This is a genomic window from Campylobacter canis (assembly GCF_045504005.1).
Taxonomy (GTDB): domain Bacteria; phylum Campylobacterota; class Campylobacteria; order Campylobacterales; family Campylobacteraceae; genus Campylobacter_A; species Campylobacter_A canis.
In genome coordinates, this window is the sequence record NZ_JBJJXH010000004.1 from 147,776 (window position 1) to 161,592 (window position 13,817).

15 protein-coding genes are annotated in these 13,817 nt (G+C 38.6%); 2 read left to right on the forward strand and 13 right to left on the reverse strand.

Going from position 1 to position 13,817, the window contains the following annotated elements; translation table 11 throughout:
* Nucleotides 1-11: 11 nt before the first annotated feature.
* From ACHJH3_RS05595 to ACHJH3_RS05630, 8 genes are all read right to left on the reverse strand, one after another.
* Nucleotides 12-374, reverse strand: a complete 363-nt coding sequence (locus ACHJH3_RS05595; RefSeq protein ID WP_407063932.1) for a nitrous oxide-stimulated promoter family protein — start codon at nt 372-374, stop codon at nt 12-14.
* 67 nt (nt 375-441) lie between these two features.
* Entirely contained in the window at nt 442-1,155 is a 714-nt protein-coding gene (kdsB, locus tag ACHJH3_RS05600) for a 3-deoxy-manno-octulosonate cytidylyltransferase (protein WP_407063933.1), read from the reverse strand.
* Complete coding sequence (gene thrC, locus ACHJH3_RS05605) at nt 1,152-2,618, reverse strand: threonine synthase (protein ID WP_407063934.1); 1,467 nt, start codon at nt 2,616-2,618, stop codon at nt 1,152-1,154. The genes kdsB and thrC overlap by 4 nt, the downstream gene beginning before the upstream one ends.
* Nucleotides 2,615-2,923, reverse strand: a complete 309-nt coding sequence (gene cutA, locus ACHJH3_RS05610) for a divalent-cation tolerance protein CutA (protein ID WP_407063935.1) — start codon at nt 2,921-2,923, stop codon at nt 2,615-2,617. Before cutA ends, thrC begins: the two co-directional genes overlap by 4 nt.
* Nucleotides 2,920-3,762, reverse strand: a complete 843-nt coding sequence (gene argB / locus ACHJH3_RS05615) for an acetylglutamate kinase (protein WP_169942390.1) — start codon at nt 3,760-3,762, stop codon at nt 2,920-2,922. Before argB ends, cutA begins: the two co-directional genes overlap by 4 nt.
* A gap of 36 nt (nt 3,763-3,798) precedes the next feature.
* Nucleotides 3,799-4,710, reverse strand: coding sequence for a tetraacyldisaccharide 4'-kinase (locus ACHJH3_RS05620; RefSeq protein WP_407063936.1), 912 nt, complete (start codon nt 4,708-4,710; stop codon nt 3,799-3,801).
* Complete coding sequence (locus ACHJH3_RS05625; protein WP_407063937.1) at nt 4,703-5,836, reverse strand: DegT/DnrJ/EryC1/StrS family aminotransferase; 1,134 nt, start codon at nt 5,834-5,836, stop codon at nt 4,703-4,705. Before ACHJH3_RS05625 ends, ACHJH3_RS05620 begins: the two co-directional genes overlap by 8 nt.
* Before the next feature lie 17 nt (nt 5,837-5,853).
* A complete protein-coding gene (locus ACHJH3_RS05630; RefSeq protein WP_407063938.1) occupies nt 5,854-6,609 on the reverse strand; it encodes an NAD+ synthase in 756 nt (251 codons plus the stop codon).
* A gap of 123 nt (nt 6,610-6,732) precedes the next feature.
* Here ACHJH3_RS05630 and ACHJH3_RS05635 point away from each other — a divergent pair, with 123 nt between their 5' ends.
* On the forward strand, nt 6,733-7,341 hold the full coding sequence (locus ACHJH3_RS05635) for an MBL fold metallo-hydrolase (RefSeq protein ID WP_407063939.1): 609 nt from the start codon (nt 6,733-6,735) through the stop codon (nt 7,339-7,341).
* Nucleotides 7,342-7,385: 44 nt separating this feature from the next.
* Here the strand turns inward: ACHJH3_RS05635 and dsbD are convergent, their stop codons facing one another.
* Nucleotides 7,386-9,146: a protein-disulfide reductase DsbD gene (gene dsbD, locus ACHJH3_RS05640; protein WP_407063940.1), complete on the reverse strand. Its 1,761-nt coding sequence runs from the start codon at nt 9,144-9,146 to the stop codon at nt 7,386-7,388.
* Nucleotides 9,147-9,289: 143 nt separating this feature from the next.
* On the opposite strand from dsbD, the gene ppk2 reads away from it, so the two are divergent.
* The gene (gene ppk2 / locus ACHJH3_RS05645) at nt 9,290-10,105 is read left to right on the forward strand and encodes a polyphosphate kinase 2 (RefSeq protein WP_407063941.1); all 816 of its coding nucleotides are present in this window, start codon (nt 9,290-9,292) and stop codon (nt 10,103-10,105) included.
* A gap of 38 nt (nt 10,106-10,143) precedes the next feature.
* On the opposite strand, the gene ACHJH3_RS05650 is transcribed toward ppk2, so the two are convergent.
* From ACHJH3_RS05650 to ACHJH3_RS05665, 4 genes are read right to left on the reverse strand one after another with little or no spacing between them, the layout of a single operon-like run.
* Nucleotides 10,144-10,782: a hypothetical protein gene (locus ACHJH3_RS05650; RefSeq protein WP_407063942.1), complete on the reverse strand. Its 639-nt coding sequence runs from the start codon at nt 10,780-10,782 to the stop codon at nt 10,144-10,146.
* 46 nt (nt 10,783-10,828) lie between these two features.
* Entirely contained in the window at nt 10,829-11,590 is a 762-nt protein-coding gene (locus ACHJH3_RS05655; protein WP_407063943.1) for an ABC transporter ATP-binding protein, read from the reverse strand.
* A complete protein-coding gene (locus tag ACHJH3_RS05660) occupies nt 11,574-12,554 on the reverse strand; it encodes a FecCD family ABC transporter permease (protein WP_407063944.1) in 981 nt (326 codons plus the stop codon). Before ACHJH3_RS05660 ends, ACHJH3_RS05655 begins: the two co-directional genes overlap by 17 nt.
* Complete coding sequence (locus tag ACHJH3_RS05665; RefSeq protein WP_407063945.1) at nt 12,551-13,588, reverse strand: ABC transporter substrate-binding protein; 1,038 nt, start codon at nt 13,586-13,588, stop codon at nt 12,551-12,553. The genes ACHJH3_RS05660 and ACHJH3_RS05665 overlap by 4 nt, the downstream gene beginning before the upstream one ends.
* Between the last annotated feature and the right edge of the window lie 229 nt (nt 13,589-13,817).

Genomic DNA, 13,817 nt, shown 5'->3' on the forward strand with positions numbered 1-13,817 from the left:
GTAACTCTAGCCTAGTTGTTATTTGAGAATCCAAACATCTTTTTAATTTTAGTAAGCCCAAGCTTCATGCCGCTATATCTCATTATCTTTGCCATCTGCTTCCATCTGCTTTTTTCGTAGCAAGGATGCGGACACTTTCTACAGCTTGGCTTTATTTCGTGCGGACACTCGCTAAGGCGTTCGTGAGCGTAGTAAAATAACTCCTCGCACTCATTGCAAAGCGATGTAGAAACATTAAAGTTGAGGTTTTCGCCTTTGTATGCAAGATTTAAATTTATATCGTTTTTAAAAGCGCTTGGATGATTATCCTTGCAATTTATGCTTAAAAACTTTGCCATTGTGCTAACTTGCTCTATAAATTTTTCTTGCGTCATTTTGCTTCCTTTGGCGTAAATTTAGCAAATTTCATCGCGCAAATCGTTAATTTAAATCAACGCAAGGCTATTTGTTTGAAAATTTATTCAAGGCTCTTTGTAGGTCCTCTTCGCAGTCAATACCTATGCTTTGGCTACTTACTTCAAGCATGGCTATTTTTTTACCGTTTTCAAGCGCTCTTAATTGCTCTAATTTTTCAGTATCTTCAAGGAAAGAGGGTTTAAATGCGCAAAATTCATTAAGCGCTTTTACGCTATATCCGTAGATGCCAAGATGCGCTTTATAAGCGTTGCATTCGCTTCTGTTAAAAGGAATTCTTGAGCGAGAAAAATACAGTGCAAAGCCGTCTTTGTCAGTTACGACTTTAACTAGATTTTTATCGTCGGCATTTTTATCGTCTATCGTTTTGTAGCATGAAAACATAAACGCTTTTTCTCGGTTTTTTTCGCAGAAATCTTTAAATTTAGCTATATTTTCAGGCTCTATAAAAGGCTCATCGGCTTGAACGTTTATGATAATTTCGTCTTTGTTGAGGTTTAAAACTGTAACCGCCTCATTTATACGGTCGGTTCCGCTTTGATGATCCTTGCTTGTCATGACTGCCTTAAATCCGTGTTTTTTAGCTATTTTAAGCACCTCTTCATCATCAACCGCGATTAAAATTTCATCCACGTTTTGCACTCTTTTTGCGGTTGCGATAAACATCGGCAAGTCGTTGATGGGCTGTAAAATTTTATTATGAAACCTTGTTGAAGCAAGGCGAGCGGGTATTACTATCATTGCCTTATCCAGTTTAGAATTTTATCCTCTATCTCATCTTCATGCGCTATGTCGGTATGAACGGCTTGTGAGCTAAATAGCGACTTTATAGACTCAGGAACGATATCGCTAAATTCTTTTGCTAAGGCTTCAAGTCCTGATCTTTCATCTTTTAGATCTTCATTTTTACACGCCTTAAACATACTTGGCGCAAATTTAACCCAGTGAGCGGTAGAGGTGATCACGGTTGGACGCGTTAAATTTGAACTCATCTTAAAGCAAGTAGCTGTGTGAGGATCGATTATGACGTCTTTGCTTGCTTGCTCTTTAATTATCTCTTCGCACTCTTCATCGCTGCAAAAATCAGCTTCAAAATCTTTTTTAAGCTCTTCTAGTTCACCTGAATTTAGCCTATAAAAGCTGTTTTGAGCTAAATTTTGCATAAGCTCTTTTGTTCTAACTGCTCCAAATTTATCAAAAAGCAATCTCTCTACGTTTGATGAGATCAATATATCCATAGCCGGACTTATGGTTTTTACAAGGGTTTTGCCTCTAAGATCATAAACGCCGGTGGTAAAAAATTCGGTTAAGATATTATTTGAATTTGAGACGATTTTGATTTTGTCTATTTTTGCACCCATTTTTTTAGCGTAGTATGCTCCAAGCGCATTGCCGAAATTTCCGCTTGGTACGATGATGTCAAAACTATCTTGCGCGTTTAAAACACCTGTTTTTAGCAGATATACGTAAGCGTAGACGTGATATATGATCTGAAATAAAATTCGCCCGAAATTTACCGAATTTGCAGCGCTTAGAGATACTCCAAGTTCTTTTAGGGCTATTTTGAAATTTTCGCTAGCCAAAAGCGTTTTAAGCGCTCTTTGGGCATCGTCGAAGTTACCTTCTATGCCGATAACTTTTAAATTTTTAGCGCTTGCGTTTATCATTTGAAGGCGCTGAACCTCGCTTGTGCCGTCTTTTGGGTAGAGGCAGACTACTTTTATATTTGGCGCATCGCTAAATGTTTCAAGCGTAGCAGGACCCGTATCCCCGCTTGTGGCGCACATTATGAGGTAGTTTTCGCCCTTGTTTTTAGCAAGCTCACTTAAAATAACTCCAAACGGCTGAAGCGCCATATCCTTAAAAGCTCTAGTAGGTCCGTGATAAAGCTCGTTTATGTATAAATTTTCGCCGATTTTTCTTATCTGAACGGGCTCGTTTGGCTTGTCAAATTTCAGATATCTTTTTAAGGCTTTTTCAAAGACATCGTTTTTAACGTTAAATTCAAATTTTTTAATGATCTCAAGCGCGATTTGCTCATAATTTAACTCCTGCGCTTGCGCGAAAAATTCATCATCCAGCTTAGGCAGGTTAAGCGGAGCATAAAGCCCTCCGTAGTTTGAACTAGGCGCAAGAAGCGCGTGGCTAAATTCAACCGCGTTTAAATTTTCATTTTCATTGGCTCTTGTTTGGTGAAGTTTCATTTTTTGCCTTTTGTTGATTTTCTAACCCATTTTGCGTATTTTTTAAGTGCACCGTCAGCTTTTATAAGTGCGATTTCAGGAAGCTCGTAGCTGTGGTTGGATTTTATAAATTTGCTTATTTTTTTAAATTTTTTAGCCGTTTTTATGAGTAAAATTCTCTCTTTTTCGCAGCAAATTTCGCCGTCCCACACATAAGTGCTTTTAGCCTTTATCACGCTTACACAAGCTGCGAATTTACGCTTTATGAGTTTTTTTGAAAGTTTTTTTGCGCCTTTTTTATCGCAGGAAGTTATCACAAATTTCATCTTATCATAGTTCCTATTCCATCATCGGTAAATAGCTCAAGAAGTATGGAGTGAGGCAGCCTGCCGTCTATGATGTGTGAGTTTTTAACTCCGCTTTTTACGCAAGCAAGTGCGGCATCGACTTTTGGTATCATGCCTCCGCTTATTACTCCTGAGTTTTTAAACTCTTTTATGCTTGCTTCATCAAGCTTGCTTATGAGATTTTTTTCTCCGTCTAAGATCCCTGCCGTATCTGTTAAAAACATTATCTTTTCGGCTTTTAGCTTGCAGGCTATCGCGCTTGCGCAAAGATCGGCGTTGATGTTGTAGCTGTTTGCGTTTTTATCGGTTGCGATAGGCGCGATAACGGGCACAAAGCCCTCTTTAAGCAAATTTAGCACGATATTTTCATCTACATCGGTAATATCGCCCACAAAGCCGTATTTGCCGCTATCTGACTTGACCGCATTTAGCATATTAGCATCCTTGCCGCTTATGCCTATGGCTTTTGCGCCGTGCTTGTTTAAAAGGGCTGTTATCTCTTTGTTTATTAGCCCGCTTAGCACCATCTCAACGACTTCCATCGTCGCTTCATCTGTCACTCTTAGTCCGTCTACAAATTCGCTTTTTATATCAAGTTTTTCAAGCATGGAATTTATCTTTTTGCCTCCGCCGTGGACAATAACCACTTTTATGCCTACTAAATTTAACAGCACCACATCGCGTGCAAAGTCGTTTTTTAGCTTTTCGTCTATTTGCGCCGCACCACCGTATTTGATGACGAAAATTTTATCTCTAAATTTTTGTATATACGGGAGTGCGGATACGATAATTTCGGCTGTTTTGATATGTTTTTGCAAATTTGATCCTTTTTGGGCGATTATAGCAAATTTTGCCTAGAGAGTAGCTTTGATAAGCTCTTTAAAATCGCTTGAAAGAGTTGTCTTAAGAGTTATTAGAGATATCGGCAAGCCAAATTCCTCTATCTTTACGAAATCTTTTTTGGTAACTAGTAGCGAAGTGGCTTTATAACGCCTTAAAATCTCTTCAAGCTCGCCTTTGGTAAAGCTATGATGATCTTCAAAAAATTCTCGTCCCACGCACTTTTCATAAAACGGGCTAAGTCTTGCCGGATTTGCTATGGCGGTAACTAAAACCATCCTGTCGCTTGGGTTAATGATCTCGCTTTCTCGAGTGAAATCAACTCCTTCTTGCACGATACGGTCTGCAAATTTATAAAAGCTCTTAGGATATCTATAAGCACCGCTTGGTATGACGAAATCAAAATAGGGCTCGTGTGAGGGCTTAACGAGGATGTTAAGTTTTTTGATGTGAAATTTAGAAAAGCCGTCATCAAGCAAGACGTATCTGGCTTTAAGACTGCGAGCTAAATTTATGGCTTCATCGCGGTTTTCGCTTACAATGACATTTGCGTTTTTAACGCTTTTTGCATACTCCATCGCCTCATCACCGCTTGTTTTGACATCGGTTAAAATTTCGCCGTTTATGCAAATTTTTTTAAGCCCTTTTGAGGCGCGCTTATATCCTCTAAGGATGATAAAACCGCCCTCAAATTCGTTTGCTATAGCTATACAAAGGGGGGTTTTTCCGCTTCCGCCAAGGGTTAAATTCCCGATACTGATTATCGGGATATCAAAATTTTTTTTAGAAGCAAGCTTAAATTTGACCCAAATAACTATAAAATAAATAGCGCTAAGAGGCAAAAGCAGTATCGCAAGAAGCTTGCAGGCTAAATCAGGACTATAAAAATATCGCTGCGCAAAACTATGCACAAACCTCTTAAACACGATGTTTAGCTATCTCTTTTATCGTTTCGCAAATTTTATAAACCTCTTCATCTTTTAAAGCCGCATAAATCGGCAATGAAAGTACTTGCTGATAGACTTTAAGTGCATTTGGATAAGCATTTACTTTAAGTGCGTATTTGTTTTTGTAATAGCTTAAAAGATGCATCGGTATATGATGAAGCGAAGTGTGAATACCGTTTTCAAGTAGCTCTTTGGCAAAGCTATCGCGATTTTTGTCGACTTTTATGATGTATTGTACGTAGGTATGATCTCGTTTTTTAATCGGAGTCGTGATGTGCGGGCAGTCTTTTAGCTGCTCATCGTAAATTTTAGCTATCTCTTGGCGTCTTTTGATAAATTTATCGTTTTTACCGAATTGACCCATCGCATAAGCTGCGCAAAGTGCCGTAAGATCGTATTTAACGCCGATATCAACCACATCGTATATATAGCTTAAATTTCCGTCTTTATCAATGCCGTTTATGATGGCGTGATTTCTAAGTAGCTTAGCTCTTTCTGCGATATTATCGTCGTTTGTTACCATAAATCCGGCAGTTGCGATCGGATTTGTAAGCTGAGAGTGGATACTAAAGCAAGCAAGAGAGGAGTCATCCGTAGAGCCTATTTTCTTGTCTTTATAGGTAAGCCCTATACCTTTGCCTGCGTCATCAAATACCTTTATGCCGTATTCGTTAGCTATATCGTAAATTTCATCCATATCGGTAGCTTGACCCGCTACGTGATTTACAAATATGCCCTTTAGCTTTTTGTGATTATTTAATTTAAGGACATCTCTTAGCGAATTTGGATTCATGTTAAAATCATCTTCGTTTACATCTACAAATATCGGCTCGGCGTCAAAATGCCTGATTGATTGCGCTACGCTTGGAGTTGAATTTACCGAACATATAAGCTTATCTCCGCGTTTTAGATCTATAGAGCAAAGCGCAAGATGGTGTGCCGCCGTTCCGTTGTTTGTCGTTACCGCATGTTTTACGCCAAAATACTTCTTAAGCTCCGCTTCAAACCTGCTAATCATAGAAGCTCCGTTGTCCTTAAGGGCTTCTTTTATAAGCTCTATCTCTTTTTCGTCGATAGATGGCTTGTAAAATGTAATTTCCTCCATAATTTCAACTCCTTAATTTAGTTTATCTTGGCAATCGGTGGCATGCTAAGCTTAAATTTGTTTCTTGATATTCTTGCAAGTATCATATTTACAAGTGCGTTGTCAAATTTGCCTAACAGCTTTTTTTTGCTCTCTTTTTTTTCTATATCTATTAAAACCTTATCGATTTTTTCGTATTCATATCCCATATCCCCTTCGTCCGTTTGACCCTCATAAAAGTCTGCCGAAGGCGGTTTTGTTATGATAGCCTCATTTACTCCTAAAAATCTTGCGAATTCAAAAATTTCGGTTTTAAAAAGCTCTCCGATAGGATTTAAAGCGCATGCTAAATCTCCATGGATAGTGCTATATCCAAGCATTAGTTCGCTTTTGTTTGTTGTGCCTACTACTAAAGCGTTTATGCTTGCCGAATAGTCATAAAGCAAGCTCATCCTAACCCTGGCGGCTAAATTTCCGCTTCTTAAATTCGATAGTTTTTCGCCTATGCTACCGCTAAAGCTATCTAAAATGGGCTGGATATTTATGATCTTATGTCCGATGTCAAGCTTTTTGCAAAGCGTTAAGGCGTCTTTTAAATTATCTTCGTTTGAAAATTTAGTAGGCATTATAAGAGCGTAAGTATTTTTAGGCTTAACCATCTTACAAAGCGTTGCTACAACTGCTGAATCGATACCTCCGCTAATACCGATGACAAAATTCTCCGCTTTGCTTTTTGCAAGGTAGTCAGATAAGAAAATTTGTAACTTAGAGCTGATCTGATTATAATCTTTCATATATTTATTACCAAGTATTTAATTTATTCTTTAGCATTATACTTATTTTTTTATAAAAAAATCTTTTAAGCTTAAAAAATATACAATAAAAATTATATTTATTTTACATTAAAGAAATTTTAGATGAAAGTATTATTTAAATCTTGCGGCTCATACCAGACAAATTGCTATATAGTTTCTAAAAACGGCTTTGAGCTCATCATTGACCCGGGCGAAAACGCCTTTAAATTTGTAACCGAAAATGTAAAAAATCCTATCGCCATACTTAATACTCACGGACACTCAGATCATATTTTTTCAAACGTTAGCTTAAAAAAATTATTTAATATTGACGTGTATATTCATAAGGACGATAACTTCATGCTTCAAAGCGATATTTTTGGTGAAGGATACGAGACTATGAGCGATGCCATAACGGTAGGCGGCGTTAAATTTGAAGACGTGAGCTTTAAAATCGGAGAATTTAATATATCTTATCTGCATTTTCCGGGCCATACTCCTGGATGTTCGATGGTAAGAGTTGATGACGTGATATTTAGTGGGGATTTTTTATTTTATCGCTCGATAGGGCGTTATGATTTTCCATATTCAAATGAAAACGATATGAAAAAAAGCCTTGAGAAATGCCTTGGCATGAGCGGTGACTTTGAACTTTTCCCTGGGCATGGTGGAGCTACTACTTTAAAAAATGAGCAAGCAAATTTACCAGCTTGGATTAGAAGTATAGGCTAAATTTGCTTAAAATTTGTGTTACGACACGCAACAACGACCAGAGGCTATAATTTAAATTTATCAAGATGAGCTATGAATTTCTGAGGTTCATAAAAACCTATAAGTCTTGCACTTTTTAGTTCTTCTTCGCCTTTGTAAAATATCAGCGCAGGCGGACCTATAAGCCCGAATTTATTCATGAGTTCGTTGTCTTCCTTGCTTCCTTTAGTAACATCTACTCGTATTAAAGTTAAATTTTCAAGCCTGCTTAATACCGCTTGCTCCTTAAATGTTATCTCGTCAAGCTCGTTGCAGCTTACGCACCAAGTAGCGTAAAAATCAATCATAACCGGCTTGCTTGAGCTTTTTATAGCATTTTCAAGCTCATTTACGTTTGATACGCTGATAAATTTTGCCTCTTTGTTATTTATAGCCCCCGATGTGCCGAAATTTGCAAGGGGATTTGCAAGCGACTTTGCTCCCGTAAAAGAGCCTATGATAAGTATGAACGAATAAATAAATAGGATTAAAGATATCGATTTAAGAGCTTTTTTACCGGAGCTGCTGTTTTCGTTTGTGCTGTCAAATGCTCCAAAATATACGCTCATAAACACTCCCGTGATACCATAAAGCAAGAATTCTATCTTAGAGCCAAGTACTCGCGAGCTAAGCCATATCGCCATAAATATCATGATAAAGCCAAAGAGTCTTTTAATGTTATCCATCCAAATTCCCGGTCTTGGAAGCAGTTTGCCCGAGCTTGCACCGATGATTAGAAGCGGTACACCCATGCCAAGCCCCATGATAAATAGAGCCGATCCGCCAAAGAGCACATTTCCGCTTTGCGCTATATAAAGAAGCACGCCCGCAAGAGGTGCTGCGACGCATGGACTTGCAATGAGAGCGGATAAAAATCCCATGATGAAAATTCCTATAACTCCGTCTTTGTTTTCTGCTTTTTTGTTGAGTAAATTTTGGATTTTTAAAGGCATTTGAAGCTCGTAAAGTCCAAACATCGATAGAGCAAGTGCGACAAAAACCAAGCTAAAGCCGATAAGCACCGCAGGAGTTTGCAGCATGCCGCTAAGTCCCGCACCAAAGATACTTGCTACTATACCCGCTACCGCGTAGGCTAAAGCCATGGCAAAGACATAGATGAACGAAAGCCAAAATCCGCGTTTAGCGTTTAGTTTGTCTCCTGATTTGGATACGATAATGCTTGAAAGTATCGGTATCATAGGAAATATACAAGGGGTAAGCGAAAGTAAAATTCCATAACCAAAAAACGTAATAAGCGATAAAACAAACCCTTTGTCGCTTAAATTTTTAGCGATACTATCTTGCTCGGATAGCTCACTTTCGCCAGGCAGGCTAGAGGCTACGGTCGTATCGCCATCTTTTGGAATTAACGCTATCTTGTATCCGCTTAAGCCGCTTGATACGTTGTAATTATTTACTTGTGGTTGGTAGCAAATGCCGTTTTTGGCGCAACCTTGATACTCAAGCGTGATATTAAAGCTGTCGCTTTGATTTATCTCTTTAAGCAAATTTATAGGCACAAATAAGCTAAATTTTTCAGGATATACGTCAAAACTGCCGTCGTTTATAAAATTTGGCAAATTTAGCTGATCGTTTAGTGTCTTGCCTTTGCTGATTACTTTTAATGTGTCCTTATATACGTATATATCTTTTGCCAGATCAAACCTAAATTCGACATTTTGGCTGTCGGTTTTCGCACTTAACCCAAAAGCTTCGGCTACCGAAAGCGGATCGCCAAATGCTGATACGATAAGTAAAAATATAGAAAAAATCGCTTTTTTAAACATATTTGTCCTTAAAAATTTCTAGTCGTATTTTACAAGAATAATATAAAGCCAGTGTTAAATATGCAGGAATATGACGTGCTTAATTTAAATTTAAGAATCTAAAAAGTAGCATTTAAGATATGAAATTTATTTAAGGAAATTTTATGTCAAAAAACAAAAAAGACGATAAAAAGGCTAAATTTGATTACGAACACGAGCTTAGAAAGCTTCAGATAGAGCTTTTGAAATTTCAAAACCATGTAAAAGAGCAGGGTTTAAGAGTGCTTATTATCGTTGAGGGGCGTGACGCGGCAGGAAAGGGCGGAAGCATAAAGCGCCTAACCGAGCATCTAAACCCGCGCGGATGTCGCATAGTAGCACTTGAAAAGCCAAGCGACGTAGAGCGCTCACAGTGGTACTTTCAGCGGTATGTGGCGCACCTTCCAAGTGCCGGAGAGATCGTGATATTTGACCGCTCGTGGTACAATAGAGCCGGAGTTGAGCCTGTGATGGGATTTTGCACACAAGAAGAGCATAAAGAATTCTTGCGTGAGGTGCCAAAATTTGAAGAGATGATAAAAAACTCAGGCATAATTTTCTTTAAATTTTACCTGTCGGTTTCAAAAGAGGAGCAGAAAAAACGCTTCAAAGAGCGCCTTACCGATCCGCTTAAGCAGTTTAAAATTTCTCCGGTAGATGCTAAAAGCCAAGAACTCTGGGATCAATACACCATCGCCAAATACTCCATGCTGCTTGCTTCAAATACTCCCGCTTGTCCTTGGACGATAGTATCATCTGATAGCAAAAAGCACGCGCGGATAAATATATTTAGGCATATTTTGGCAAATGTCGAATATCCAAAGAAGATAGACGCGAAGAATTTTGAATGCGACTCTGATATTGTAAGAAGCGGCGAAGAGGAGATAAGGCTGATGGAAGCGAATTTGAAAAATGATAATTTTTCCAAGATGAAAGGTTAGTTTAACGCTTCAAGCTAAATTTTGATAATCAGAGATAGCTAAATATCTCTGATTACTTTTTCTACTTTTCGCCACGCAAAAATTTGCACCAGTAGCGGGATTATAGTTATTATCTCTGATGCCATATAAAGCAATATTAGTGTTTGTAGTGAAAGCGATAGACCAAAACTTGGTAAAGCTCTTAAAAACAGCACCGCTACAAAACAAATAATAGATACGAAAATGTATGTTTTAAAAAGTCCGTTTTGCGTTATTTTGGCTAGTCTTAAATTTATCCTAAACCACGCTACCCCGACATATATAAATACTAGCAGCGCCATCAATCCTAAGACGCTAAAAATCGTTTCGTTGTTTTTGGCAAAGAGCATTAGGGCGGCTAAACCCACAATGATAAATGTCGCCATAATACTCTTTTTAAATATCTCAAATACCTCGTTTTGAGATATTTCTTGAATAGCTTTTAGGGCGTTCCACATATACACAACACCGGCGATAGAGACGATAAGTAGTATCACATTCAAGGCGAGTCTTGAACTTGGATATTCGATTTTGATGAAAAATCCGATTAAAAACGGCACTGCTAAGCTAGCAAACATAATAGCGCTTGATATAAGCCCGTCTTTTTTAGCCTTTGCTAGCCTCTCATCTTGCTCAACTAAAATTTCATTATCATACATTAAACTCTCCTAAATTGATACAACTTGGCGTAATTATACTTAAATTTTACTTCTGTGTGCTAAAAATTTGCGTTATACTTGGTATTTGCTTGCTCTCTATATCAAATTTAACACCTCTTATATCCACATCATAAAGCGAGCTTAAATTCTCTTTATTTAGCACCTCACTGCTTTTGCCAAAGACGTAGCTAAGGTCGTTTTTAAGGATGAGAGTGCTGTCAGCTACGGCTAGAGCGTGGTTTGGCTGATGAGTGGTAAAGACGATACTTGCATTGCTTTGCTCTTTTAAATTACGAATCAGCGTTAAAACCCTATCTTGGTTTTTTAGATCAAGTGCGCTTGCAGGCTCGTCTAAAAACATCACTTCGCTTCTGCTGGCAATCGCTCTAGCAAAGAGGACAAGCTGCTTTTGTCCGCCTGAAAGGGAGTTAAAACTTTTATTTTTAAGATGTAAAATTTCTAAGCTATGAAGCGCATCTTCGCAAATTTTAACATCCTCTTTGCTCGGCTTTGAAAAAAGCAAAATTTCACGAATCCGCCCCATCAAAACTATATCAAGCACGCTATAGTCAAACGCAACACTGAAATTTTGCGGTAAAAAAGCAAATTTAGCCTGCGTTTTTACCTCGCCCTCTTTGAGCTTTAAAACTCCCATCATGCAAAACATAAGCGTGCTTTTGCCTTGCCCGTTTAGTCCAAGTATCGCTAGAGTTTCGCCTTTAGCAAGGGCAAAATTTAGCCTGCGAAAGAGAAATTTTTGCTCCTCGTAGTAAAATCCCGCATCTTTTATCTCAAGCAGATTTTGCATTTGACGCGCTCCTTTTTAAGAGTATCGCAAAAACGGGACTTCCGATGAGTGCTGAAAGTATGCTAAGAGGCACTTCCGCGCTGCTTATGCTTCTGGCTAAGTCATCTACAAACAGCATAAATATAGCTCCTATAACGAAGCAAGCGGGCATCGAGCGAGTGTGGTCGCTTCCGCATATGAGCCTTGCGATGTGAGGCACGACAAGTCCGATCCAGCCGATATTTCCGCTTACACTTACCTGCACGGCGATAAGAAGAGTGCAAAGAATCAGTATAAACGAGCGAAGAAGCGTGATATTTACGCCTAAAACTTTAAGATCATCATCGTTTAGGTTAAGCAGGTTAAACCTGTATCTAAGCATGATCAAAAGTGTCGCGCAAGGCAGGCTGATAACGGCTAAAAGCGTGAGCTTATCGTAGTTTGCGCTTACGAAGCTTCCAAGTAGCCAGTAGATGATGTTTGGTAATACCTCTTCGTTATCGGCAAGATACTGCACTAAGCTTGTAAGTGCGGCAAATACGCCGTTTATGACGATACCTGCTAAGATGAGTGAGAAGATGTCTGCTTTAGAGACAAATTTAGCTAGGAAAAATAGCGCTAAAAGAGCTAAAATTCCAAAGAAAAAGGCAAAGCCTACGATGTAAAACGAGCCAAAACCTATAAGTATACAAAGCGCTCCGCCAAATGCCGCTGCGGTGCTAACTCCTACGATATGAGGGCCTACGAGCGGGTTTTTAAAAACGGCTTGCAAGCTAAGTCCGGCAAGCGCTAAAACTCCGCCGCAAAGGCTTGAGAGCAAAATTCTAGGCACTCTAATACCCCAAATAACGCTTTTAGCCGTTTCATTATCGCTACTACTTATTAAAATGCTTAAAACTTCTCTAAAATCGATGTGATAGTGCCCCATTCCAAGCGAGACGAGGCAGGTTATAATCCAAATGGCGATGAGAGTGGAAAGTCTCATTTAGAGTATGATGTGCGGTAGAATTTTTGATAAAACTCCTCAACTTTCTTATCAAAATCCACGCCTTTAAAATGCTCAGGATATAGCCTTATAGCCAGCCACTCCTCGCCAAGCGCCAAAGCTTCTGCCGTAGGATAGCCCCAAGCTTTGGCAAATTCAGGCATCATGTAAATTTTATCCATCTTGATAGCCGCTACGTTTGCAAGCTGAGGGTTTGACTTAAGCTCGTTTGGGACTTGCGGATAGCGCTCTTGGACAAATATCATGTCGGGATTATAAGCGATTAAATTTTCAGCTGCAATTTGCTTATATCCTTTGATATCTTTTGCGGCTACGTTTTCTCCGCCCGCTCTTGCAAACAGCACTCCCGTGTATTTGCCGCTTCCGTAGGTGGTAAGATCGGGATTTGCCATGTAAATTCTAACTTTTTTATCTATCTTTAAGCTATCCATTTTGCTTTTTAGGAAGGCTTGCTGATCTTTTACAAATTTAATGAGCTTGGCCGCTTCTTTTTCGCGGTTTGCCACTTTGCCAAGTATCTCAACGCCTTCATAGTAGCCTTCTGTGTAAGCTTTGGCTTCGTCTTCAAGAGTAGGATTTAGCTTATCTTTTTCTTTATCCTCTCTTTTTGAAAAGCTGATGCCAACAACTGGTATCTTAAGCTCTTCCATTTTTGCGATATATTCGCTTGGGATGTAGTTTGTTACGATAACGACATCAGGTTTTAGTTTAAGAACTGATTCGTAGTTTATGACTTTTAAGTCGCCCGGGGTCGGCATATCTTTAAGGCTTGGAGCAAGGCGAGCATAGTTCTTGCCAAGCGTCTTTTCCCAAGTTTCAAGCACTCCTACAACTTTATCCATGGCGTTTATTTGATTAAGCACGTTTAGACTTTGGTGCTGAAGCACGATTATGCGCTTAACCTCATCAGGAAGAGTCACATCTCTGCCAAGCTGATCGGTGATGATGCGATCTGCAAATAAAGATGAAGCGCAAAGCGCAAGACTTAATGCAAACTTTAAAAATTTGCTCATATTTTCTCCTTTAAATTATTTAAATATATTTTATAAAGCTTTAAATTTAAGGAATTAAAACTAAAAATATAAAACTATATATTATAAATCATAATGAATAAATTTGATATAAAAGCTAAAATTTTAAGAAAGTTTGAGATAAAAGCGCAAGAATGAAATTTGTATACAGATGAGATTTGGTTTAAGTTTATTGATAGCTAAAGTGGCGAATTTTGATGTGAAATTTGTA